At 51.4% G+C, this 23795-nt stretch carries 24 protein-coding genes; 17 read left to right on the top strand and 7 right to left on the bottom strand.

The window, feature by feature from the left end:
• The first annotated feature begins 52 nt into the window (after positions 1-52).
• From FDX22_RS06080 to cybB, 6 genes are all read left to right on the top strand, one after another.
• Positions 53-964, top strand: a complete 912-nt coding sequence (locus FDX22_RS06080) for a ribokinase (RefSeq protein WP_170974155.1) — start codon at positions 53-55, stop codon at positions 962-964.
• 29 nt (positions 965-993) lie between these two features.
• A complete protein-coding gene (rbsD, locus tag FDX22_RS06075; RefSeq protein WP_146716872.1) occupies positions 994-1494 on the top strand; it encodes a D-ribose pyranase in 501 nt (166 codons plus the stop codon).
• 121 nt (positions 1495-1615) lie between these two features.
• A complete protein-coding gene (locus FDX22_RS06070; protein WP_161959024.1) occupies positions 1616-2998 on the top strand; it encodes a sugar porter family MFS transporter in 1383 nt (460 codons plus the stop codon).
• Positions 2999-3055: 57 nt separating this feature from the next.
• Positions 3056-4186 carry a Gfo/Idh/MocA family protein gene (locus FDX22_RS06065; RefSeq protein WP_146716871.1) on the top strand — a complete coding sequence of 377 codons (1131 nt, stop codon included), beginning with the start codon at positions 3056-3058 and terminating at the stop codon, positions 4184-4186.
• Positions 4183-5082, top strand: coding sequence for a sugar phosphate isomerase/epimerase (locus FDX22_RS06060; RefSeq protein ID WP_146716870.1), 900 nt, complete (start codon positions 4183-4185; stop codon positions 5080-5082). The genes FDX22_RS06065 and FDX22_RS06060 overlap by 4 nt, the downstream gene beginning before the upstream one ends.
• A gap of 161 nt (positions 5083-5243) precedes the next feature.
• A complete protein-coding gene (gene cybB / locus FDX22_RS06055) occupies positions 5244-5774 on the top strand; it encodes a cytochrome b561 (protein ID WP_115258383.1) in 531 nt (176 codons plus the stop codon).
• 49 nt (positions 5775-5823) lie between these two features.
• On the opposite strand, the gene FDX22_RS06050 is transcribed toward cybB, so the two are convergent.
• Positions 5824-6732 (bottom strand): DMT family transporter, encoded by a 909-nt coding sequence (locus FDX22_RS06050; protein WP_146716869.1) that lies wholly within the window; start codon positions 6730-6732, stop codon positions 5824-5826.
• A 311-nt stretch (positions 6733-7043) separates the two neighbouring features.
• On the opposite strand from FDX22_RS06050, the gene FDX22_RS06045 reads away from it, so the two are divergent.
• From FDX22_RS06045 to FDX22_RS06000, 10 genes are all read left to right on the top strand, one after another.
• The gene (locus FDX22_RS06045; RefSeq protein WP_137399058.1) at positions 7044-8660 is read left to right on the top strand and encodes a mechanosensitive ion channel family protein; all 1617 of its coding nucleotides are present in this window, start codon (positions 7044-7046) and stop codon (positions 8658-8660) included.
• On the top strand, positions 8657-9772 hold the full coding sequence (locus FDX22_RS06040; RefSeq protein ID WP_181491362.1) for a BamA/TamA family outer membrane protein: 1116 nt from the start codon (positions 8657-8659) through the stop codon (positions 9770-9772). Before FDX22_RS06045 ends, FDX22_RS06040 begins: the two co-directional genes overlap by 4 nt.
• Before the next feature lie 31 nt (positions 9773-9803).
• Positions 9804-10742, top strand: a complete 939-nt coding sequence (locus FDX22_RS06035; RefSeq protein WP_161959023.1) for a porin family protein — start codon at positions 9804-9806, stop codon at positions 10740-10742.
• Positions 10742-11872 (top strand): BamA/TamA family outer membrane protein, encoded by a 1131-nt coding sequence (locus tag FDX22_RS06030; RefSeq protein ID WP_117342849.1) that lies wholly within the window; start codon positions 10742-10744, stop codon positions 11870-11872. The genes FDX22_RS06035 and FDX22_RS06030 overlap by 1 nt, the downstream gene beginning before the upstream one ends.
• Positions 11873-12979 (top strand): DUF4056 domain-containing protein, encoded by a 1107-nt coding sequence (locus tag FDX22_RS06025; protein WP_135911993.1) that lies wholly within the window; start codon positions 11873-11875, stop codon positions 12977-12979. It begins immediately after the preceding gene.
• Between the two features lie 208 nt (positions 12980-13187).
• Positions 13188-13607, top strand: coding sequence for a translesion error-prone DNA polymerase V autoproteolytic subunit (locus FDX22_RS06020; protein ID WP_117342847.1), 420 nt, complete (start codon positions 13188-13190; stop codon positions 13605-13607).
• 2 nt (positions 13608-13609) lie between these two features.
• Positions 13610-14872, top strand: a complete 1263-nt coding sequence (locus FDX22_RS06015) for a Y-family DNA polymerase (protein ID WP_135911994.1) — start codon at positions 13610-13612, stop codon at positions 14870-14872.
• A gap of 168 nt (positions 14873-15040) precedes the next feature.
• Complete coding sequence (locus FDX22_RS06010) at positions 15041-15316, top strand: metal/formaldehyde-sensitive transcriptional repressor (protein WP_003833178.1); 276 nt, start codon at positions 15041-15043, stop codon at positions 15314-15316.
• A gap of 32 nt (positions 15317-15348) precedes the next feature.
• Positions 15349-16467: an S-(hydroxymethyl)glutathione dehydrogenase/class III alcohol dehydrogenase gene (locus FDX22_RS06005; RefSeq protein WP_096756948.1), complete on the top strand. Its 1119-nt coding sequence runs from the start codon at positions 15349-15351 to the stop codon at positions 16465-16467.
• 169 nt (positions 16468-16636) lie between these two features.
• The gene (locus FDX22_RS06000) at positions 16637-18325 is read left to right on the top strand and encodes a methyl-accepting chemotaxis protein (RefSeq protein ID WP_115258431.1); all 1689 of its coding nucleotides are present in this window, start codon (positions 16637-16639) and stop codon (positions 18323-18325) included.
• Positions 18326-18371: 46 nt separating this feature from the next.
• On the opposite strand, the gene FDX22_RS05995 is transcribed toward FDX22_RS06000, so the two are convergent.
• Positions 18372-19295 carry a LysR substrate-binding domain-containing protein gene (locus FDX22_RS05995; RefSeq protein ID WP_135911996.1) on the bottom strand — a complete coding sequence of 308 codons (924 nt, stop codon included), beginning with the start codon at positions 19293-19295 and terminating at the stop codon, positions 18372-18374.
• Positions 19296-19515: 220 nt separating this feature from the next.
• On the opposite strand from FDX22_RS05995, the gene FDX22_RS05990 reads away from it, so the two are divergent.
• Positions 19516-20418 (top strand): manganese-dependent inorganic pyrophosphatase, encoded by a 903-nt coding sequence (locus FDX22_RS05990; protein ID WP_146716868.1) that lies wholly within the window; start codon positions 19516-19518, stop codon positions 20416-20418.
• A 580-nt stretch (positions 20419-20998) separates the two neighbouring features.
• Here FDX22_RS05990 and FDX22_RS05985 read toward each other — a convergent pair.
• The 5 genes from FDX22_RS05985 to FDX22_RS05965 all read right to left on the bottom strand — a co-directional run bounded on the left by FDX22_RS05985 (position 20999) and on the right by FDX22_RS05965 (position 23790).
• Positions 20999-21481: a hypothetical protein gene (locus tag FDX22_RS05985; RefSeq protein WP_135911998.1), complete on the bottom strand. Its 483-nt coding sequence runs from the start codon at positions 21479-21481 to the stop codon at positions 20999-21001.
• Positions 21482-21531: 50 nt separating this feature from the next.
• A complete protein-coding gene (locus FDX22_RS05980; protein ID WP_146716867.1) occupies positions 21532-22050 on the bottom strand; it encodes a hypothetical protein in 519 nt (172 codons plus the stop codon).
• Positions 22051-22138: 88 nt separating this feature from the next.
• The gene (locus FDX22_RS05975) at positions 22139-23173 is read right to left on the bottom strand and encodes a hypothetical protein (protein WP_146716866.1); all 1035 of its coding nucleotides are present in this window, start codon (positions 23171-23173) and stop codon (positions 22139-22141) included.
• A gap of 64 nt (positions 23174-23237) precedes the next feature.
• Positions 23238-23435: a hypothetical protein gene (locus FDX22_RS05970; RefSeq protein WP_115258436.1), complete on the bottom strand. Its 198-nt coding sequence runs from the start codon at positions 23433-23435 to the stop codon at positions 23238-23240.
• A 142-nt stretch (positions 23436-23577) separates the two neighbouring features.
• Positions 23578-23790, bottom strand: coding sequence for a hypothetical protein (locus FDX22_RS05965; protein WP_135912001.1), 213 nt, complete (start codon positions 23788-23790; stop codon positions 23578-23580).
• Between the last annotated feature and the right edge of the window lie 5 nt (positions 23791-23795).

Here is a 23795-nt window from a genome sequence, read left to right as displayed (position 1 = left end):
GGCTGCGATGGCGCATTGTTATGCCATTGTCAGGTGAAAAGGAGAATGACTGATGAGTATTTTTATCCTTGGTAGCTATGCCAAAGCGCTGGTCATGACGGCTGAACGTATTCCGCTGGCGGGCGAGACATTAATCGGCACCGACTTCCGCCAGACCTGGGGAGGAAAGGGGTCGGATATGGCCGTACAGGCGGCCCGACTCGGAGCCCACGTGGCCTATGCAGGTGTGGTCGGCGACGATACGTTTGGCCATGAATTCGTCGCGTTAATGCGTGAAGAAGGCGTCAATATTGAAGCGCTGACCTTAACGCCCGAGCTGCCCACCGGCGCTGGATTGATCATTAAAGATAATCAGGCCCGTAACGTGATCGTCGTGGATATGGGGGCCAATAAGCTTTTCACTCCGGCGCGGGTGGACGAAGCACAAGTGCAAATGGCGCAGAGCAAAGTTGTGCTGGCACAACTGGAAATCCCGCTAGAAACCGCACTCTATGGCCTGACACTCGCCAAACAGCTTGGAAAGATTACCATTTTGAATCCGGCGCCCGCCTGTGACCTGCGCGGCGTGAATCTTCGCCATATCGATTACCTGACGCCGAATGAAACCGAAGCGCGCGTTGCGCTAGGACTGGCTCCGGACGATGGGCGCAGTAACCGTGAAATTGCCGATCTGTTGTTGGAAACCGGCTGCAGCCATGTGGTGATGACGCTGGGGGATGCCGGTAGCGCGGTGTTTACCCGTACCGACACCCTGGAAATCCCGTCCTGCAAGGTCGACGTGGTGGACAGTAACGGCGCGGGTGACAGCTTTAACGCCGGGCTGGCAGTCGCCTTAAGCGAAGGTCAACTTATTGATAAAGCCGCATATTTCGCCAATGCCACCGCCGCACTGTGCTGCTGTGACTGGGAAACGGTCCCTTCCTACAAAACACGCAAAGACGTTGAAGATTTTCTCGGTTGTTAATTATAAAAATTCCATTCGGAGAGATAACAATGAGACCTGAACGTATCCTACATCCTCAACTGGCAGCAGCGCTGTCTACCCTGGGCCACACCGATATTATTCTGGTGACCGATGCTGGTTTCCCGATCCCGGCGAACGCTAACCGTATCGATCTTGGTTTTTGGCCAGGTATCCCGGACGTGACGGATATTCTCCGCGTCCTGCGCCAGGAGGTTTTTGTCGAAGATATTCAGTTCGCTCGCGAAGTGCGCGACTGTAATCCGGATCTGTACTGTCAGGTACAGGATATTTATACCGGTTCCGGCGCGGACTTTAGCGAAGCCAGCCATGAAAGACTGTGCAGCGAGATTGCCCACCAAGCCAAAGTGATTATCCGTTCGGGATCGTTTAACCCGTGGGCCAATTTCGCGCTGGTGGCCAGTACCGACCCCTTCGCCTGGTTTTCCGAGGGTTCGAACGTGCAGCCGCTACCCGCCTACGTAACACGCCGTCAGCGGATTAAAGAAAATTACGTACCACAACTTAAATAATGTGGCGGCTGTTGCGTTTCGCAACAGCCTGGTCATTAGCGGATTATTGCAGGCACACGACAAGGCGATATGGGCAATGTTCTCTCCTCATTAAGCCCGTATGCTGGTAAGGATTGTGACGATGAAATATCCATTTTATTTGTACTTTAGCTGCTGCACGGCTATTTTTGGCGGGATCATGTTTGGCTTTGATATCGCGATTATTGCCGGTGCTATTCCTTTTATTCAGACTTACTTTAACTGGAATGAACTCCAGCTTGGCTGGGGAGTCAGTTCATTATTAGTTGGCTGTATTATCGGTTCGTTCAGCTCGGGGTATATCACTAATAAATTTGGCCGCAAACGTGTTTTAATTATTTCTGCCATTATCTTTGGTCTTTCCTGTGTGGGCACCGGCATCGCCACGAATGAAACCACATTTATCCTGAACCGCTTGCTGGGTGGGATTAGCGTGGGAGCGATTTCGGTTTTGTCGCCGATGTATGTCGCGGAAATGGCCCCAGCCTCCATGCGTGGGCGGATGACTGCGATATATCAACTGTGCATCATGCTGGGTATTTTACTTTCCTATCTGACCAACTATTTTCTTAAGGATCTGGAAAATAACTGGCGGTTGATGTTTATTTCTGGCGTTGTCCCGGCGGTCGTATTCTTTGTCGGGCTGCTGTTTATCCCGGAGAGCCCACGCTGGCTTACCCTGAAAGGCCAAAAGCAAAAAGCGCTAAATATATTGCAACGTTTTTATTCTGCTGATGAAGCGCAAAGAATGACCGCTGATGTGGAGAAAAACCTCGCGGCCCATCATGCTACTCAGTCCAGCACGCTGTTTCATAAAGACGCGCGCAGCAGCATTATGCTAGGCCTGATTCTGGCTGTGCTGGTGCAGTTGATCGGCTGTAATGCCGCCCTCGATTATGCGCCGAAAATTATGATGGCTGCCGGGTTCTCAATAAGCTCCGCGCTCTATTTCAATATCTTTATGGGCATTATTAACCTGACAGCCACCGTGGTTGGCGTGGTGTTAATTGATCGAGTAGGGCGCCGCCCGCTTTATCTCTATGGCTCGTTGATTATGGGTGTGTCGCTGTTTTTCCTCGGCTTCTCGTTCCATCATGCCTTGCCAGCGGGGGTGACGCTGTTCTTTTTGTTCTCGTATATCGCCTGTTTTTCTGCCTGTATCGGCCCGGTTTTCTGGACGTTGGTTTCGGAGATGTTTCCTAACGCGATCCGCAGCAAAGCGGTGGCGCTGGTCTCCTTTACCCAGTGGATCTTTAATTTCCTGGTGGTCTGGCTGTTTCCTTTTACGCTCGCCACCTTTGGCGGTAACAACACATTCTATTTCTTTGCCGTGATGTGTCTGATCCAACTGATTATCACCAAACGGATGTTGCCGGAAACCAAAGGCAAATCGCTGGAAGAAATTGAACAATTCTGGTTGCAAAAACAGCGGAGTGCAGCACCACAGCGAGAGCGTTCGGTGGTGAAAGGCCGTGCGCTGCACTAAACAACAGCGGCGAGGTGATCCTCGCCGCCAACGCATATCATCATCAACGGGGGCATCATGGATTCGTTAGAACGCTTATTAGAACAGGCGACTCGTCCGGCGTTACCGCAGAGAAAAGATTATAGAATCGGTATTATCGGGGCCGGCTTTATTGTTGAGCACTGCCATCTGGTGGCGTATCAGAAAGCCGGTTTTACGACCTACGGTATCACTTCGCTGGATACCACCCATAGCCAGCGCCTGTCCGACATGTTTGCCATCCCGAAAGTGTATGCATCCTGGAAGGAGATGGTGTGTGATCCGCAGATTGAGATTATTGATATCGCTGTACCGCCGCATATTCAGTTAGAGATCGTGCGCTTTATCTGCGCTAAAGATTCCCCGGCGAAAAACGTGAAAGCCATTCTTTGTCAGAAACCGCTGGCGATGTCGCTGGAGGCCGGGCGTGAAATCGTGCGGCTGAGTCAACAGAGTGGTATTCCCATCGCAGTGAACTCCAATATGCGCTATGACCCATCAATGCGGGCGCTGAAGTACATTCTCGATAATCAACTCATCGGCACGCCGGTGATTGCCAGTATTGATATGCGCGCTATACCCGACTGGCAGCACTTCCTGCAGCAATACAAAAAGCTCGAGCTGTATGCGATGGCGATTCACCATATCGATGCCTTCCGCTTTTTATTTGGTCATCCGATAAAAGTGACCGCTGTGTGCCGCACTGATCCGCGAACCACCTTTGAACACACCGATGGTATTACGCAATACACCTTCCAGTATGCCAATGGCCTGATCGCGACCAGCCTGGATGATGTCTGGGCCTGGCCGGGGGAACCCTGTGCCAAAAACAACTACATCAACTGGCGTGTGGAAGGTACCGATGGGCTGGCAGAAGGCGATTTCGGCTGGCACCGCCGACCGCCGGAGTATTGCGGCAGCACGTTGAAACTTGCATCGCGCGACTACCCGGATCGCTGGGTGATGCCGCAATGGGAACGTCAGTGGTTCCCGGATGCGTTTATCGGCACCATGGCGAACCTGATGTGCGCTCTGGAGCACGGCGTCGAACCGGACATCAGCGCAAAAGATAACGTAGGCACGCTGGCCTGTATTGAAGCCTGTTACCTCTCAATACAGGAAGAACGAACGGTTTATCTCAATGAAATCCTTCAGGAGAATACAAAATGATTAACGTCGGCATTTTTACCGGTTATTACCCTTACACGCTGGAAGAGACCATTGCGAAGATTAAGCAGGCGGGCATGGGCTGCGTACAGCTCGACCTCGAATTCACTGATATTGATCTCAGCCGTGGACACATTACCAAACAGAAAGCGCACCAGGTGCGTGACGCGTTTCGTCAGGCGAATCTGCCCATTGTTGCCATTTCAGCTTATACCAATCTCGTGCATCCTGATCCGGTAAAACGCGCGGAGAACATCGCGGCGGTAAAAGAGATCCTTGCGCACGCAAGGGATTTTGGTACGCCGTATGTGATCAGCGAAACAGGGACTTATAACGTCGACAGCGACTGGTTATACGATCCCCAAAACAGCACCGAAGAGGCGTATCAGGAATTCAAAAGTATCGCCCGAGAGCTGGCGACCTTTGCCTGGGAGCATGGGGCGGTTTTCCTGGTGGAAAACTACGTCAACAACATCATCGGTTCGGTAAGCCAGGTTGCGCGGTTGATGCATGATGTTGAACATCCAGGGCTTGGGCTGGCGCTGGATCCCACCAACTATTTCGACGACAAAAACATTGATGCTATTGATGAAACACTACACAGCATCTTCAACGTGCTCGACGGTAAAATTAAAATTGCCCACGCCAAGGACTGCAAAAAAACTGATGTGGTTATTGAGAAATTCGGCGACGGTGCCGCGGAGCATAATAGCTTCCGTGGGGCCGGTTCGGTGGAACTGCCGGCTGCCGGCCTCGGGTCACTCAACTATCTGCTGTATGTGGAACTGCTCGCTAAAAACCATCCGAATATTCCGCTGATTATTGAACATGTGGATGAGTCGGATATTCCGCGCGCCAAAAATTTTGTTGATGACGTACTGATGGTGACCGGGACGTAATGCTTCATCTGCAACCGGTATTCCGCTGTACTGGCGGGGTACCGGCAATCGTTATTTTTTGCGGTTACACGTAATCAACGGAAAAGGATCTAACAAAGTTAATGAATTTTTAACAAAAGCTGGTTATGTTGACGCATTATTGTTTTTACTCAGGAAGTGTTATGGGGAATAAGTATTCTGGCCTGCAAATTGGCATCCACTGGCTGGTTTTTTTATTGGTGATTGTGACCTACTGTGCCATGGAACTCCGCGGATTTTTCCCGCGCAGCTATCGCCCCGGGTTCAACATGGTACACGTGTCCTGCGGCATCACGATTTTAGCGCTGATGGTAACGCGCCTGCTGGTCAGACTTAAATATCCGACGCCGCCGATTGTGCCAAAACCGAAGCCAATGATGACCGGTATGGCGCATCTTGGGCATCTGGTTATTTATCTGTTGTTCATCGTCCTGCCGATAATTGGTCTGGTGATGATGTACAACAGAGGGAATCCGTGGATCGCCTTTGGCATCGTTATGCCACATGCGACGGAAGCCAACTTTGATATTGTGGATATGCTGAAGTCCTGGCATGTGACGCTGGCAAAACTGGGCTATTTTGTCATTGGTCTTCATGCCGCCGCCGCCCTGATGCATCACTATTTTTGGCGGGATAATACCCTGCTACGCATGATGCCGCGCAAGCGTTCGTAATGTCGATAATCAACGCCCCGCATTATGCGGGGCGTGTGTTTTGGGCCACTTATTTTTTGATGCTCTGCACCTGAGGGGACCGTTTTTTCAGACTGACGATCGCCAGCGCCACAACAATCAATACAATCCCGCACCCTTCAACTACGCCGGGCTCTTCACCCAGCAGCCACCAGGAAAACAGGACCCCGCAAACGGGTACCGCCAATGTGCTTAAACTGGCAATACTGGCTGGTAAATTACGCAGGACAAACAGCCATAAACTCCATGCCAGCGCCGTTGCCAGTATGGCGCTATAGCCTAACGCCCAGAAGACCACCGGCTGCCAGTCAGGGCTGCGCTGAGGGACCAGGAAGGCCACCAGGCTCATTACCAGTGCGGCATACAGCATCTGCCATGAGGTTAGCGCGAGCAGATCGATATTCGGATGACGGGCATACATGCGCTTGGCGACAATGGCGCTCGCCCCCCAACTGATCCCCGACAGGATCGCCAGCAACGCACTTTTCATTGAGGTGAAGTCCATCTGCCACGGCTGTAAAACCAGCAGCAGTCCGGATGCCGCTACCGCAATCGCGGCATACTGTATACGCCGCATGCGTTCGCCCAAAAACATGGCCGCCATAATCACCACCCAGAATGGCATGGTATAGCTCAGGATCGCGACCTTACCAGCCCCGCCGCTGACCAGCGCCCATTGCGACAGCCCAACCATGCCGCAGGTCTGCAACAAAGCAATTGCCAGCGTATAGCGGAAAGGCGTCGGGCGCATCCCTCGGCCTCGAAGTATCAGGACAATAAATAAGACCAGTGCGCCGAAAGTGCAGCGTAGGGCAGTGAAGTCGAACGAGCCGATGTACAGCGTGACCTGTTTCATGGCGATCCAGCTGTAGCTCCAGATGAGCGTCAAGGCGACCAGGCCGCCAATCGCCAGTGGGTTACTTTTCCCTGCAGTGCTCATGGTGTATCCGTTTTAATGATTTTATGGCGCCACTATACCCGGTTTATGACCGCGATACCGTTTATCGAAAAATCATTGTTTTTTATTACCTCCTTTCTAATCAATAGACTACTAATCATGCATGCACTTTTTTATAAACAATATTGATATGTTTAAAATTGTAAAAATATTGTTTTTTTTAACTGCGTCTTTCATCAATTTGTTTCCTATACTTTTTTTGCCGCTAATGAAAGGAGTTCCACCATGCTCAAGACCGTTCCATTTAAGCGGACAGTGTTGGTCAGTATGTTTACACATGCGGGATGGTGAGTATGAACAAGGTACTGCTCATTTTTTTGATGGGTTTTATTAGCGCTCTGGCTTTTCCCTCATTCGCGGCGGAGCCCCGACAGCAGCCATCGGAACAGGAACGTGCGCGGACGGTGTATATCTTTCACCAGCCGATTGTGATGCTGCAGGCAAAATTTGGCTTAACCACGCCAGAAGAGCGGGTGTTGCGCATCCGTAATACGCTGCGTAATTTTACGCAGGCGGACCTGCGTGAACCGCTGAAAATTGTGCCGATAACCCGCTACAACCAGCCGGGAAGGCTGATCGTCATGAACGGCAAACCGCTGCTGCTGCTGGCGCAAGCCGATCTGGATGAAGGCGACGATCTGACCCTCGATCAGGCCGCTCAGCGGGTGCTGGTGCGCATGGAGACCCAGCGGACGGCGTTGCGCGATCAATTTGACGGCGGTTGGCTGGCGCTGTCTGCGGTGAAAACAGCCGCGGGATTGCTGGGGCTGATTCTTTTTTTCTATGGCGCGTACCGTTCATGGCGATGGGTTCGCCGTTATTACCGGCGTCGAATCATTGCCAACAGAAGCTGGCTCCCCCAGCGCTGGCGGCGTTTTACTGGTGCAATCGAGGCACGTTTGTATGCCTTATTGATGATTCTGCTGGGCATCGTCGCGTTGTATGTCTGGCTCAGTTGGGTATTTAGCCTGTTTCCCTGGACGCGTGTCTGGGGGACATCTTTGGGTGATTGGTCGATACGGGTGCTGCGTGAAATCGCGCTGTCGATTGCGTCGGCATTACCGGGGCTGATGATTGTCCTGATTATTGTTCTTATCACCGCGTTTATTCTTAAGCTGCTTAAAGTTGTACTTAATCAGGTAGAAGCAGGGCGCTTACAGCTTCCCGGTATTCACCCTGAAACCGTGGGGGCGACGCGTAAGCTGATTTCCGTGGTGGTGTGGTTGTTCGCCCTTTCAGCAGCCTATCCCTTCCTTCCTGGTGCCAATTCACTGGCGTTCAAAGGGATTAGCGTGTTCTTTGGTCTGATGCTGACACTCGGGTCGGCAGGGGTAATGAATCATGCCATGAGCGGGCTGGTGCTGATCTACTCCCGCGCCCTGCGTAAAGGTGACGTTATTCGCGTTGCGGATAACGAAGGGTTGGTGAGCGAGATAGGCATGCTCGCTACCAAAATCATTACCCGTGAAAATTACGTCGTCACGGTGCCGAACGCGGTGGTGGTCAGCGGCAAAATTACCAATCTCAGCGCACAAAACTCGGGGGGCGGTATCAATCTGACTGTCGGTGTCACCATCGGTTATGACACCCCCTGGCGGCAGGTGCATGCCATGCTGGAACTGGCTGCCAAGCGGGCAAAAGGAATCGATCTATCCCAGCCGCCGCTTGTGCGCCAGTTGGCGTTAATGGACTGGTATGTCTCTTATGAATTGCAGGTCAGGTTACTACCGGGGCAGTCATTGGCTGAGGCGCGCAACGCGTTGTACAGCCATATTCAGGATGTGTTCAACGAATTTAACGTACAGATCATGTCGCCGAATTTTGTGTTGCAACCCGATGATGCGGTGAGGGTGCCGAAAGAAAACTGGTATGCCGCGCCTGCCATACCGCCGGAAGGAACCGCACCATGAAAAAAACCTCCCTTTTGCTGCTGATTTTCTGCGGACAAGCGCACGCCGTTGGCCTGATCGATCCTGAAGATGGGATGCTGGATATGAGCCGCTATTTGCAAGAAAACCGGTACGGCTTTTTACCCATCCCTGTGGTGATTACAGAACCTGCCGTGGGCTATGGCGGCGGCGTGTTTGGTTTATTTCTTCATGGAAAAGGCCAGCAGGTTGACGGGCAATTCATTCCCCCGGCCATGACCGCGCTGGGCGGCGGCGCGACGGATAACGGTACCTGGTTTGTGGGGGGCGGCCACCGGCATACCTGGACGGATGATCATATTCGTTACTTTATTGCGGCAGGTTACGCAAATATCGATCTGGATATCTATTCGGGTGACCTCGCGGGTTTCGGCAACAATCGCGCGATTGAAACTGAGACCAAAGGTTATGGCGGGATACAAAAGTTATTGTTTCGTGTCAGTGATTCTCCGGTGTTTTTAGGGGCCTCACAGTTTTGGGCGAAAATGGATATTTCTGCGCGAAACAACCCGGTTATCGACCGCGTCTGGAAACACGTCCTCGGTGACAGCAGCACGTCATCGGGCTTAGGGATTGTCGCAGAATACGACACCACCGATAACTTTTTCTGGCCGGGACACGGTGTGTCGCTCAGCGGTGAATATCAGTTTTACGGTCACTACCTTGGGGGCGATTACCGCTACGATTTACTGACGCTTGATGGCAAATTTTTCCTGCCGCTAAGTCGGGACTGGACGCTTTCTCTGGCAACTAATTATCAAATGCTGTCCCGACATGACCAACATCTCCCACCGATGACGCGTCCTTATATCGCGCTGCGTGGGATCTCCCGTTATCGCTATCAAGGCAATGATGTCAGCACCGTGCAAACACAGCTTGCCTGGCAAATGACGTCGCGCTGGATTGTTCAGGGATTCGTAGGCGCGGGGAGTGCTACCGACAATGCAGGCGATCTTTACTCCAGCACCGAAGTTGGTTGGGGCGCGGGATTCCGCTATTTAATCGCCCGGGAATACGGTCTGCATACCGGCATTGATGTTGCCCTTAGTGACAACGAAGAGGCGGTTTACTTCAATGTGGGCGCTGGCCTGTAACCAATGAAGCGAGACATAAATGAGGATAATAATGAGATGGACTAATACGATGGTGCCGCTTCTGCTGGTTTCTGGTGTGGCGTGTGCCGCGGATACGGAAGAGCGCACCTTTCCCATCTGGGGAGAAGAGGCCAAAGCCCGTGGATACTCGATTCCGTTGCCGTTTGGCGTCAATCTCAGCTATATGAATATGCGCCAGAACATTGACGTCGACAGCATTGGTTTTTCAGGGCTGGCGTTGGGTAACCATGCGATCCCGACCGATATGTTTAATATTGATGCCGGGCATACCCGTGAGCAAAGTAAATCAGAAAACCTGCGTATCGATATGTGGGTGTTTCCGTTTCTCAATATCTACGGGTTAGTGGGACATACGCGCGGTTCATCGGTATCGAACGTTTCCGTCGATGCCGATCCGACACGCTATTCCGGTATTGACAGGGTGATTGCCTCGTCGGTGCATCAGCTTTATCAGAGTGGTGAATTGCAGGATATCGATTTTACTCTCGACTTCAAAGGCACGACCTGGGGAACCGGGATCACGCTGGCGGGCGGATATGAAAATTGGTTTGCGCTAGTGGACACCAACTACACCCGTACTGATTTCGACATTCTGGATGGCAAAATTTCGGCGCTAACGGTGTCACCTCGGGTGGGATACCGTTTTCGTTTCCAGGGGCCCGTCGGAGAGTCTCACCTTAGCGTCTGGCTGGGGAGTATGTACCAGAATGTTCAGCAGGAGTTCCGGGGCAGCCTTTCCGACTTGCATATGCCCGCTGCACTGCAACCGCTCATTGACACCGTGAACCAGAATAATGAAGGGCGGTTTGATGTTAAACAGAAGCTAACATCACCCTGGAATATGCTGATTGGTACCCAGTTTGAAATGACGCCGCAATTTAATGTCCTCACAGAATTCGGTTTCAATGAGCGTAACAGTTTCTTCGTGGCGGGAGAGTACCGTTTCTGATGAGACCCCATCGCATCATGCTGACATTGTCACTGACGCTGACCGCCTGGCCTTCGGCGGCAGTAGCGCTGGATCAAAAATCAGTAGATAAACTGCTTTCCGGCCTGGGGGCCGATAACCACTATGATCCGCAGAAGGGCGTTAACTGGAGCGTGTTGCCGGGCCCGTTTTATACCCCTGAGCTCAGGCTGGGTCTGGGGATGGCCGTGGCGGGGATTTATCGGGTCGATCCCAATGATAAAACCACCCAGAACTCGTCGCTGTCTTTTACCGGCTATGTCAGTAGCAGCGGTGCACTAGGGATTGGGTTAAGCAGTTACACCTTTTTTACTGACGATCGTTGGCGGCTGTTTGTTGACGGTTCGGTAAACAGAGTGCCGACTGGTTTCTGGGGCATTGGCTACGATGCGGCGCAGGGCAATGAGCAGGAGTACACCAATAACGCCATCCGCGTGCATCCGATTATTATGCGGGAGGTCGTTAAAAATCTTTATCTTGGCGCCGGTTGGGACTTTTCAACGTTGCACGCGACTATTGATGATCCCCGCGCGGATGACACCTTTACACGCTATGACGCGCAGTCCTCCTCACTTGCATCGGGTGCCAGCATCAGCCTGAATTACGATTCTCGCGATGCGATCACTCGCCCGCAACGAGGACAGTTCTTTAAAGTGGAATACACCTGGTTCGATCCATCGGTAGGGTCTGACACCCATTTCAACGCAACTGAGTGGCAATACGATTACTACCACTTACTGAATGAAAAAACGGTACTGGCCTTTGATCTCTGGGGCCGTTTTACGCGAGGGGATGTTCCCTGGGATCGGTTGTCGATGGCTGGCGACGATCGGCGGATGCGTGGCTATTATCAGGGCCGCTACCGGGACAACGATGTTGTCAGTGGGCAGGTAGAGTACCGACGAAAGCTGAACTGGCGACACGGATATGTATTGTGGCTGGGTGCCGGGACTCTGGGAAAAAACATCAGCGCGCTGGACGATCATCCGTTGTTACCCACGGCAGGCGTGGGATATCGGTTTGAAGTGAAGCCCGCGATGAACGTGCGTCTGGATCTGGGGTTTGGTAAAGAAAGTGCCGGTTTTTATTTTCAGGTTGCGGAGGCTTTCTGAATGCGTAAAGGGTTAATGTTTTTGTGGTTGGTGGCGGGTTTGGCCTGTGCAGAAGGGGACCTGTTTCCGATAAAGCACGCGCGCCAGGTTTACCCGGTCGTCAGTCAGCTTTCGCCGCCGGAGTCGTTACGTCCTTGCTGTGCGTTTGGCTATGATCTTCACGTCCGTGCGATTGGGGTCCCGATTCCGGTTTACCAGATTGGCAACGTCCTGACCCTGGATACGCTGGGTAGCCATCATTATAACGATAGTGCGCTGGGTGCCGTGAAGAATATTGTCGGGCTCAGCGCAGAAAAAAGCGGTCTTATTTATACCCATCGCGGTGGGTTTATTGATATCGCCCATGTTCGCGATACGGCGGATAATACGTTCTATATTTTCTCGCGTATTCTTCCCAAACTGGGTCAGCGCTGGCGTTATTTCTACAGTGAAGAGTTGGGCGTTCGCCGAGTGCAGCTCCTGGCATTTACGCCGCCGTCTTCACTGCCCCAGCGCTATACCCTGGCGGCCTGGCTGGCAGGTCATCTGGCGTTTCAGTTGGCACAGTGGCACGAAATTGCACAATGGTACGGTTTTCAGTCTGTTCCCGGATTTTCCGAAGAGATATCTGCATTTTCACCGGAAGATTTATATTCAAATCTTTTGGGGGCACGGCTTGCCATCAACGTGATTTTGCAAGGAAAAGCAGAAACTATCGATGCTTATAACGCCGCGATGGACGGTGAACTGCGCCATGCGCTATTGCAGCTCGGGGTGGTCACCGGAACTGAAACCGAAAGAAAGTTTCGTGAGTTGGACGGTGACTGGTGGAATAGCAAACGCAGGGTGCCTGATAAATTTCTGGTGCTGAAGCGTAACTATAATCTCGACCACAATCGCTTACCGACCCCGGTCTCTTACGAAAAAACGGCACCTTATATGCTCACAATGCCCGCCGTGGTGTTGGGGTATCAGTTGTCTCGACTGGGGGAATTGCAAATATATCCGGGGACGTCGATGGAATCACTTCCTTTACCAAAAGTATTTTATGGTCCGGCTCAATTCCAGCCGTTGGCAAACCAGGCAGAAGAGGCGGATAAAACACAACGTGAACGGTTTCAGAAATAGTTAAATTCAGCGCAGCGGTGGTGTGGGTTGGCTGAAAAAACGTCAACATTTGGGCCTCCCGAAATAATTTACAAAACCGATATTTTTAACCGCAACCCATACTTACACGTGAGGTGGTTAAGCAATAAACAGCGCCCGTCTTCCCATCACTTGATTGCATGCCTCACTACAACTACTGTATATAAAAACAGTATGTGAGGGATGCGTCATGATGTTGTACAGACCTTCAGAGCCGCGCGAGGCGATCGCGCTACCCCTTTTCAGTGATGTTGTCGCGTGCGGGTTCCCCAGCCCGGCACAGGACTACGTGGAGCAGCGTATTGATCTGAATGCCTTGTTGATCAAGCACCCCAGCGCGACCTACTTTGTGAAAGCGGCAGGCGATTCGATGGTTGATGCCGGGATCAATGAGGGCGATCTGTTGATTGTTGACAGCGCCAGAACCGCCGCTCACGGGGATATTGTGATTGCCGCGGTGGACGGTGAGTTTACAGTAAAATGTCTCCAGCTCAGACCTACCGTGCAGCTTAATCCGATGAACCGCGCCTGGTCACCGATTCGGATCAGCAGTGAAGATACGCTCGATATCTTTGGTGTTGTGACTTTTATCGTCAAATCGACGGGGTGAGAATGTTTGCGCTCTGTGATGTAAATGCATTCTATGCCAGCTGTGAGACCGTGTTTCGCCCGGATTTGAAAGGCCGCCCGGTGGTGGTTCTATCGAATAACGACGGCTGCGTCATTGCCCGCAGCGCCGAAGCCAAAGGGCTGGTAACAATGGGCGCACCTTATTTCAAACAGAAAGAAATTTTCCGCCGGCACGGGATTGTTACCTTCAGCAGCAACTATGAACTGTACGCCGATATGAGCCAGCGGGTGATGACCACCCTGGAAGAGATCGCGCCACGGGTGGAGATCTACTCAATTGATGAGGCGTTTTGCGATCTCTCTGGAGTCAGGAATTGCTGCAATTTGGCGGCGTTTGGACGTGAAATTCGACACACGCTGCACAAGCGCACACATCTGCTCGTCGGCGTAGGTATTGCGCCCACCAAAACCCTCGCGAAGCTGGCGAACCATGCGGCCAAAAAGTGGCAACAGCAGACGGGCGGCGTAGTGGACCTCTCGAACAGGGAACGCCAGCGTAAGCTGATGGCGGCGCTTCCGGTCGATGATGTTTGGGGCGTTGGTCGCCGTACCAGCAAGAAACTCGACGCGATGGGTATCAAGAGTGCGCTGGATCTGGCGGATACCCACACTGACGTTATCCGCAAGCATTTCAGCGTGGTACTGGAGCGTACTGTACGTGAACTACGCGGTGAACCCTGCCTGGGTTTTGAAGAGTTTGCAGCGGTGAAGCAGGAAATCATCTGCTCAAGATCGTTTGGTGAGAGGCTCACGGATTACAACGCCATGCGGGAGGCGATTTGCGCCTATGCCGCGCGTGCAGCAGAAAAATTGCGCGGGGAACACCAGTATTGTCAGTTTATCTCTGCGTTTATTAAAACCAGTCCATTTGCCCCGAATGAACCTTATTATGCTAATAGCGCGTCGACCAAATTGCTGATCCCCACCCAGGATAGTCGGGATATTATCAATGCGGCAACACGCTGCCTGGACGTTATCTGGCGAGACGGACTGCGCTATCAAAAAGCGGGCGTGATGCTGGGGGATTTTTTCAGTTCAGGCGTGGCGCAGTTGAATCTGTTTGATGACAATGGCCCTCGACGCAACAGCGCGGAGTTGATGACCGTGGTGGATCGGCTCAATAAAGAAGGGCGCGGAACGCTCTGGTTTGCCGGGCAGGGAATAGAACAGCAGTGGAAAATGAAACGAGGAATGCTATCCCCACGATATACCACGCGTTTTGCGGATTTGCTGCGGGTGAGTTGATTGTATAAAACAGGGAGATGTTATTTATTTTCTGGAGACGCCTCGCATTTATTTAAAAAACCGATACTGGCGGCCAATGGCGCCTCTCCTCATGACCCCATAAATTTCACCGTTTACACGGGGCTATTAAATGAAATACCATACCCCCCTATAGTATCCGGAGGGCGTATGCCGCATTCACCTGAAGATAAAAAACGCATTCTCACTCGTGTACGACGTATTCGTGGGCAGGTTGATGCGCTCGAGCGCGCGCTGGAGTCAGGCGAACCCTGTCTGGCGATCCTGCAACAAATTGCCGCCGTACGCGGTGCATCCAACGGCCTGATGGGCGAAATGGTTGAGATCCACCTGAAGGATGAACTGGTCAGTGGGGAGACCACCCCGGACCAGCGTGCCGTGCGTATGGCTGAAATCGGCCATCTTCTGCGCGCTTATCTAAAATAACACCATCACCTCGCAATAATGGGAAGAGACAAATGAAATCACGTGCTGCAGTTGCATTTGGCCCCGGCCAACCGTTAAAAATTGTCGAAATCGACGTCGCGCCGCCAAAAAAAGGGGAAGTGCTGGTTAAAATCACCCACACCGGTGTGTGCCATACAGACGCATTTACGCTCTCGGGCGACGATCCGGAAGGTGTATTCCCGGCAGTACTGGGCCATGAAGGCGGCGGCATTGTGGTTGAAGTGGGCGAAGGCGTCACCAGCCTGCAACCGGGTGACCATGTGATTCCGCTGTACACCGCCGAATGTGGCGAGTGTAAGTTCTGTAAATCGGGCAAAACCAACCTCTGTCAGGCCGTGCGCGCGACCCAGGGTAAAGGTCTGATGCCAGACGGCACAACGCGTTTTTCTTACAACGGCGAGCCGATTTATCACTACATGGGCACCAGCACCTTCAGTGAATATACCGTGTGCGCAGAGATCTCGCTGGCGAAGGTCAATCCACAGGCACCGCTGGACAAAGTCTGTCTGCTGGGCTGTGGCGTTACCACCGGGATAGGCGCCGTCCATAACACGGCAAAAGTAAAAGAAGGCGACACCGTGGCGGTGTTTGGTCTGGGCGGTATCGGTCTGGCGGTGATCCAGGGCGCGGTACAGGCGAAAGCCGGGCGCATTTTAGCGGTCGATACCAACCCGGAGAAATTCAAGCTGGCCGGTGAAATGGGTGCGACCGATTTCATCAATCCGAACGATTACGATAAGCCGGTGCAGGACGTGATTGTTGAGCTTACCGACGGCGGCGTGGACTTCAGCTTTGAATGCATCGGTAATGTGAACGTGATGCGTGCTGCGCTGGAGTGCTGCCACAAGGGGTGGGGCGAGAGCATCATCATTGGCGTGGCGGGCGCTGGGCAGGAGATCAAAACACGTCCGTTCCAGCTGGTGACCGGACGCGTCTGGCGCGGCTCCGCATTTGGTGGTGTAAAAGGGCGTACGCAGCTGCCGGGCATGGTCGAAGACGCAATGAGCGGGAAAATTCAGTTAGATCCGTTTATTACGCATCGCCTGCCGCTGGAGCAGATCAACGAGGCGTTCGATTTAATGCATCAGGGTAAGTCTATTCGTACTGTTATCCACTTTGGCGATAACTGATCCATCCGCCAGCGGAACTCTCCGCTGGCACTTTCCTGAATTTTTTAGAATGATGTTGTGAAAGTGTGACGAAACCGGCGCTTTTCGCGGTAAGCAATCCTGGCGGATTGCCGATGACTATCTATCGGGCGTGTTTTCACGCATAAACCCTACAAGAGAGTCGACGGTCATGGACAACACAACATCGATGCAGGCCCAGCATAAACTGGGCTTCCTGCATCAAATCCGACTGGTTCCGCTGTTTTCCTCCATTCTCGGTGGCATCCTTCTGCTGTTCGCCTTAAGTTCCGGGCTGGCGAGCTATTTTCTTATGCAGGCCGACCGCGATCAGCGCGATGTGACTGATGAAATTCAGGTCAGGATGGGGTTATCGAACAGCTCTAACCACTTGCGCACCTCGCGTATCAATATGATCCATGCTGGTGCGGCGAGTCGTATTGCCGAAATGGACGATATGAAGGCCAATATTGCGGAGGCGGAAAAACGGATTAAGCAGTCGCAGGAGGGCTTTAATGCCTATCTGTCTCGGGCGGTGAAAACGCCGGCAGATGAAGCGCTGGACGCTGAACTGAGCGCCAGTTTTAAAGCCTATATCGACGGTTTGCAGCCGATGCTCAAGTACGCCAAAAACGGCATGTTTGAAGCGATCATTAACCATGAAAATGAACAGGCCAGACCGCTGGATACCGCCTACAACAAAGCGCTGCTGAAGGCCATTGAGATCCGCACCGCAAGGGCAAACCAGCTCAGTGAGCAGGCCCATCATCGGACACAAATTGGCATGGTCTTTATGCTGGGCGCATTCGGTCTGGCACTGGCATTGACGCTGATGACGTTTATGGTGCTGCGTCGTACCGTGATCCATCCGCTGCTGCGTGCCGCCCAACGCATTGAGCAAATCTCAGCGGGCGATCTGACCATGCAGGATGAGCCCACCGGGCGCAGCGAGATTGGTCGTTTGAGCCGTCATTTGCAGGCCATGCAGCATTCGCTGGTAAAAACTGTGGGAACCGTGCGTCAGGGGGCAGAAGAAATCTATCGCGGGACCAGTGAAATCTCTATGGGGAATACGGACCTGTCATCGCGTACGGAAGAGCAGGCTGCGGCGATTGAACAGACGGCGGCCAGTATGGAAGAGCTGACGGCTACGGTGAAACAGAACGCCGATAATGCACATCATGCCAGTAAACTGGCGGAAGATGCTTCTGGCAAAGCCAGTCGGGGTGGTCAGATGGTTTCTGGCGTGGTGCATACCATGGGCAACATTTCGACCAGCTCGAAGAAAATCTCTGAAATTACCGCCGTTATCAACAGCATTGCTTTCCAGACCAACATCCTGGCGCTGAATGCGGCGGTGGAAGCGGCGCGAGCAGGCGAGCAAGGGCGCGGCTTTGCGGTGGTGGCCAGCGAAGTGCGTACACTGGCAAGCCGTAGTGCCCAGGCAGCAAAAGAGATTGAAGGATTAATCAGCGAATCCGTACGGCTGATTGATCAAGGCTCCGGGGAAGTGGTGGCTGCAGGCAATACCATGACGGATATCGTCGATGCGGTAAAACGCGTGACCGATATTATGCTGGAGATTGCTGCCGCCTCCGATGAGCAAAGTCGGGGCATCGTGCAGGTGAGCCAGGCGATTTCAGAGATGGACAAAGTCACGCAGCAAAACGCTTCGCTGGTCGAAGAAGCGTCTGCTGCTGCGGCCTCGCTGGAGGAGCAGGCTGCACGTTTAACCCAGGCGGTTGGCACCTTTCGCTTGCAGGGCGGCAGCGTGAAAAAACGCGCGCCCCTTGCTGCCACACCGGTTTATTCGTCGCCGCAAACGTCGCCATCCCACGGTGAGAATTGGGAAACGTTTTAACGATAAAGGGACCCGCGGGTCCCTTTATTTTTGGCGGCGGGAAATATCAAAACGGGACAGTTTTGCGGATCGCGGCGATGAGGATCTGTGCGGCGGTAGAGAGCTGAACGTCGCTACGGGTCAAAATGCCAATTGGTTCGCCGGATCCTTGCGTCGGTACCGGTAATGACACCAGTGTGGCCTGGCGTAAATCTTCCCGCACCGCGCCTGACGGCACAAACCATACGTAGTCGTAATCCACTGTCAACTGGCGCGACAGCGATGCCGACAGCGTTTCAATACAACCTCGCGGCAGTTCACACCCCTGGCTTAGCAGCAGGGCTTCCGCATGCTGCCTCGGCGCGGTACCTTTTGGCGATACCACGACCGGCCACTCCATCACCCGGCTTAGCGTGATGGTTTCCTGCAACAGCGGGTGGTTAGGGCGTACTACCAGCTTGAGCGACTCGAGAAATAATAATTCGTAGTTTAGCCCGACCATGAGTTCCGCATCGGCCATCCGGCCAATGCCGAGATCGATTTCCCCGGATTTTAACCCAGCGAGGATCATCGGGTTACTCATGGTGGCAACTTGCAGCGTGGTCTCCATTTGCTGCTTGTGGAACGGACCAATGACGGCGGGAAGAATACCCAGTGCAGCCGTCGGTAGTGCCCCGATGCGCACGACATCATTATGTGCTTCTTCCCGACGATTTAATGCCTGACCGGCCGTATTGAGCGCGTCCAGCACTCTTACCGCATGGGTAAGAAACTGTTCGCCGGGTAGCGTTAACTGCGCACCAAGGCGACCGCGCTCGAAGAGGCGTGTCCCGGTCAGTTGCTCCAGTTCGTTGAGTGTTTTGGAGAGAGCCGGTTGACTCAGGTTTAGGGTTTCAGCCGCGCGCCCCAGCGTCCCCTGTTGGGCAACGGCGACAAAAGTGTGAAGATGGCGCAAGCGAATACGCTGATTGAACAGAACATTTTTTTCCATAAGCGATGTTAAAAACAGAGCCGTATCGGTAGCAAGTAAAGTTGTTGGTTTTTGATAACCTGATAGCAAAATATTATTAACATTTATCGTATTTTACTTACAACTGATTTATTTTGCTTATGTTTTGTACTGCCTGACTGCGCAGCGGGATCATGGAAGGGAATGTACCCGATCGGTATACTTTGGCTATTGTTCTCTTCACATTACAAGGCACTGATTAATGATACATGTCATAGGGCACCTTAATCCCGATAGCGATGCCATCTGCACCGCCGCGATGACTGCGCGCTGGTTAACCTTACGCGGCCAGCAGGCGACGGCATGGCGCGCGGGTGAACCTAACCGTGAAACGCAATTTATCTTTGAGCACGCGGGACTCTCGATGCCCGAACTGCTGACGTTTCCGTTGACCGACAGCGATGTCTGGCTGGTGGATTTTACTGAACCCGCTCAGGGTCCAGACTCTCTGGCTGAGAGTAATGTCGTTGGTATTATCGATCATCACCGCCTCGGCGGTTTGATGACGCGTTTACCGCCGGAAGTGTGGGTGAAACCGGTCGGCAGTAGCGCGACGCTGTTATGGCAACTAATGTCGGAAGAGGAGCGTCGCCAGATCTCTTCCTCCGAGGCCGTGTTGCTGCTGGGGGCCATTTTGAGTGACACTGTCACGCTACGCTCACCTACCACTACGGCAGACGACTGCCAGGCGGTGGACGCGTTGGTCGAAAAAACGGGAGTTGATCGGGAGGCATTCTGCCGCGACCTGCTATCAGCTAAAACCAGCGTGGAGGGGATGAGCGCCCGGCAACTTCTCAATAAAGATTGCAAAACGTTCACGATTCATGGGCACCAGGTCTGCGTGGCGCAGCTCGAGCTTTACGCACTGGATCAGGTGGCGCCGGTGTTGGACGATTTGCGTGCGGAAATGGTGCGCTATGCTGAGGAACGCCACGCTGCGCTGGTCGTGCTGATGCTGACGGATATCAACAAAGGCGATACCAGCCTGTGGTTTGCCGGAAAAGAACTGACAGATATCGCGCAGCCCTGCAAGGTTGAAGGGATGCTGAGTCGTAAAAAACAGATGCTGCCGTGGCTGGAAAACCATCTGAAACCACGCCAGTAAGCACCGTTCATCGTCTACGCGGGTGGGGGGAATTCATGCGGGATCACAGTTTGATATTCGGTATGAATATTAAAAACAACCAGTTGCGAGCTTGTGCAGGTAGTTATTGTATGAAACTGTTGTGATAGCAGCAAGCAAGAACATACACAGGAGTACGTAGTATTCATAGCGCTGGACAAATTTGTCTAGCGGGAATACTCCTCACTTTCTCGGGGAAATCCCCGAGAAAGAATAGTTTTCTCTGGACAATTTTGTCCATTGAAATTAAGCCATTTTAAGCGGTTTTGTGAGTAGATAAGGTGATTGCCTGCCTTGCATCATTTAAACGCTCTGTAGGCTGTCTGGTTAGTCGTCCTTCGGACTCTATACCATTTTGATCTTTCATAGCCAAAGCTATTCACCATGTAGGCGGTGTGATAATTCTCACAGCGGTGAATGTGCTTATTAGTGCGGTAGTAAGAAGGGGAATAATTAACGCAGTAGTAGTATCAAAACTCTTTCCGGTGAAATAAAAACAGAAAAGGGAACCATAATATTAGGCTACCCCTTCTCAACTATTCTAAATGCACAAAAATGTGCATTAATCTTTCCTAAGCTCTCTCAGCTTATCCATCAGCTTACTTAATTCCTCCATCAACCTATTATGATCACGTTCTTCTGATTCTTTCATAATACGTTCTGCTTCTTCCCGTCTTGCCGTACTCAATAGCCGTTCACGTTCTTCAACCTGCTTTCTTAATCGTTGTTCGAATTCTTCTACATCGATGGAAGCTACCACCACTGGATTCTCTAGCAGTTGGTACAGGGGAGTAAATAATTCTGTATAGGGATCTATAGCGTCTACAGTAGGAGGTGAGCGATAGTAGGTTAAACCCTTTCTCCATCGTGCAAGCTGTGCATAGTTCAGGCTAGGTTTCTTCCCTGTACCATCATATGCTTCTTTCACAGCATCCAACACAGCAGCAGGTTTCACACCCTTGCTTATCTTGAGCGCTTCCTTCATACGCTTCTCTTGTGGCTGTGTGCTATCTCCGAGCAATATTAAATTAACGTTCTTCATCATATGCCCCTAAAAAGTTAAGGCCGTATGTTAATACACACTGCCTTTTACGTTCAAGCGTCCTCTGCTGGTTCCCAGTCTGGAAAGATAGCTTTCATCTGATCGATAGCTTTCTGTTTAGCTCGTGTTGCAGCTTGTTCTACAAAGGCTGCTACTTCTGATTGAGTCTCAAGTTCAATCTTTTCCACGATACCAGCAAAAATAGATTTCTGATTGTCCTCAGAAGCAACCATAGCAATCATCTGATTCTGTTCCTGTGACGCTCTGAGAAGCTCCGTAAGGCGGTTAACCTCTTCCTTTAGCTTGTCCTCTTTACTCTTGCCTGAACGTTGCTGAGAGGTTCCTAGCTCGTTAGCGAAGAAGTTAGTTAACCAACGTTCTTGTAAACGACAGCCAGCAGAAGCATTTAACCACTTCAAGAGAACTCGCAAATTAACACGTTTCTCTTTTACAGCATCACGCAGCTTAGCCAGTTCAACACCACGAGAAACAGACACACCTGCTTCATTGTTAGATTTCTTAAATGGATCAAGATTAATCAATTTTAGAAAATCACCCGCATTAAGCATCATTTGCAATATCTCCATTCACAAATTTATTTCCACTAAAAAAAAGGCCGGATTTCTCCAGCCCTAATGTTGTATAAAACCGTGCTTTTAGTTAGATATTCCAATACAAGATGACACTATCACCGTGTTTATCGTTGTACACAGTAGTAACATTTGCTGGAGTAGGATCGACAGCAGGTGTTACATCGGCTGCTGGTGCTACATGAATAACAACCGGAGTTGGCTGTGGTACAACAGGAGTCAGCGGAGTCAGTGGAACAACGTGAATCACCACAGGAGTTGGTGCAGGTGGTGTAATGTCAGTGATCGTTTTCACTGTACCAGTTTTCAGGTTGGCAACTTTCTCAGCATAGTGAGCTGGACCATACATGCCGACAGTTGCAATACCCAGCGTATTCACTGAACGTTCAAAGCCATACTCACCATAGGTGGCAACATGCTTGTTATAACCAATACCAGCCTGCTCATTGCCCACATAACCTTGCATGTGGACAGTTACGCCAGTATCGTCACGAACCGCTACCGTACGGCTACGGAAGTCTGGTGCGATTGCTGTCTGAGCAACACGAGTCATGTCACCAGATTTCAGCATGTGGTTAACGACGCCAGCATTTGCTACATCGTTATATGCTTTCACTGTCCCAATCGCAGTGTCGCCGTCTTTGGTAGCATGAACACTCAGACCACCAATACCGTCAGCATAGCTACGAATACTCACATGAGATACTTCACCGTTAGTGATGGCTTTAGTGTGAGAACGCATATCAGCAGACACAACTGTAGAAGTTTCACGAGTTATATCACCAATGGTGGTGGTAGTTGTGCCCATGAAAGTGCCGTCTTTAAAAGACGCGGTATGAGTGGTATGGTCTGCAATGTTCTGAGCAACAGGATGATCGCTCATGTTGATAGAACCTTTAGAGAAGCCAGTGAATCCGCCACTAGCGTTCATACGCCCTGCCAGTTTACCACCGAAGGAGTGGCTACCAAACGCATGACCAATATTACCACCATGACCATGACCACCAAAGTTGTGACCACCCATTCCGCCATGACCACCATGACCATGAGCAAAAGCAGACATTGGAAGAACAATTAACATTGCAACCACTGATTTCTTAAACATTATGAAAACTCCATTTAGGATTAATAGGGTGCTATCATCATTAATTCTTTATTTATCGTTTTATTTATCGTATGCCGTCTTTCACATAAGTAATTGAAGCTGTGATAGCCATAAGAGCACCAACCCAAACAGCAGGAATGAAAGCAATTAGAGCAATAAATCCCGCGCCTAAACCAGCCATATAAAATTGATCGTCTGTCAGCCAAGCTAACCACCAATAAACACGATCACTTCCATATTCCATGAACATAATAAAGCTCACGAGAACAAACCAGCCTCCAACTTCAAATCCTCTGTTGAGATTTATTTATATAGAAACTCTTGAACAATATTAATTGCTTATTCACTTGGTGCTTTAGTTTTACCTTGTATATCAACATAAGTTAGAACTTGTCCATTATGTTCTACATAGGCGTGATCAGAGTGGTTATCAGTGAGTTAGTCAGATTTTCTTCCTTCTTATCTTGAATAAGTACAGTTGCATTGTGCAGATAGGTTTCTGTCATTCCGTCATCATATGAGATAAACACATCTTCAATAATTTGCCAAAAAGCGACCACAACAAGATTGATAAATGAAACAGGATGAATAGCAACATCACCCGCTATCACATTCATTGTGT

Source organism: Citrobacter sp. TBCS-14 (genome assembly GCF_005280805.1).
In the GTDB taxonomy this organism is placed as follows: Bacteria; Pseudomonadota; Gammaproteobacteria; order Enterobacterales; family Enterobacteriaceae; genus Citrobacter; species Citrobacter gillenii.
The sequence above is the reverse complement of the archived record's forward strand: the minus strand, read 5'-3'. Positions and strand labels throughout refer to the sequence as shown.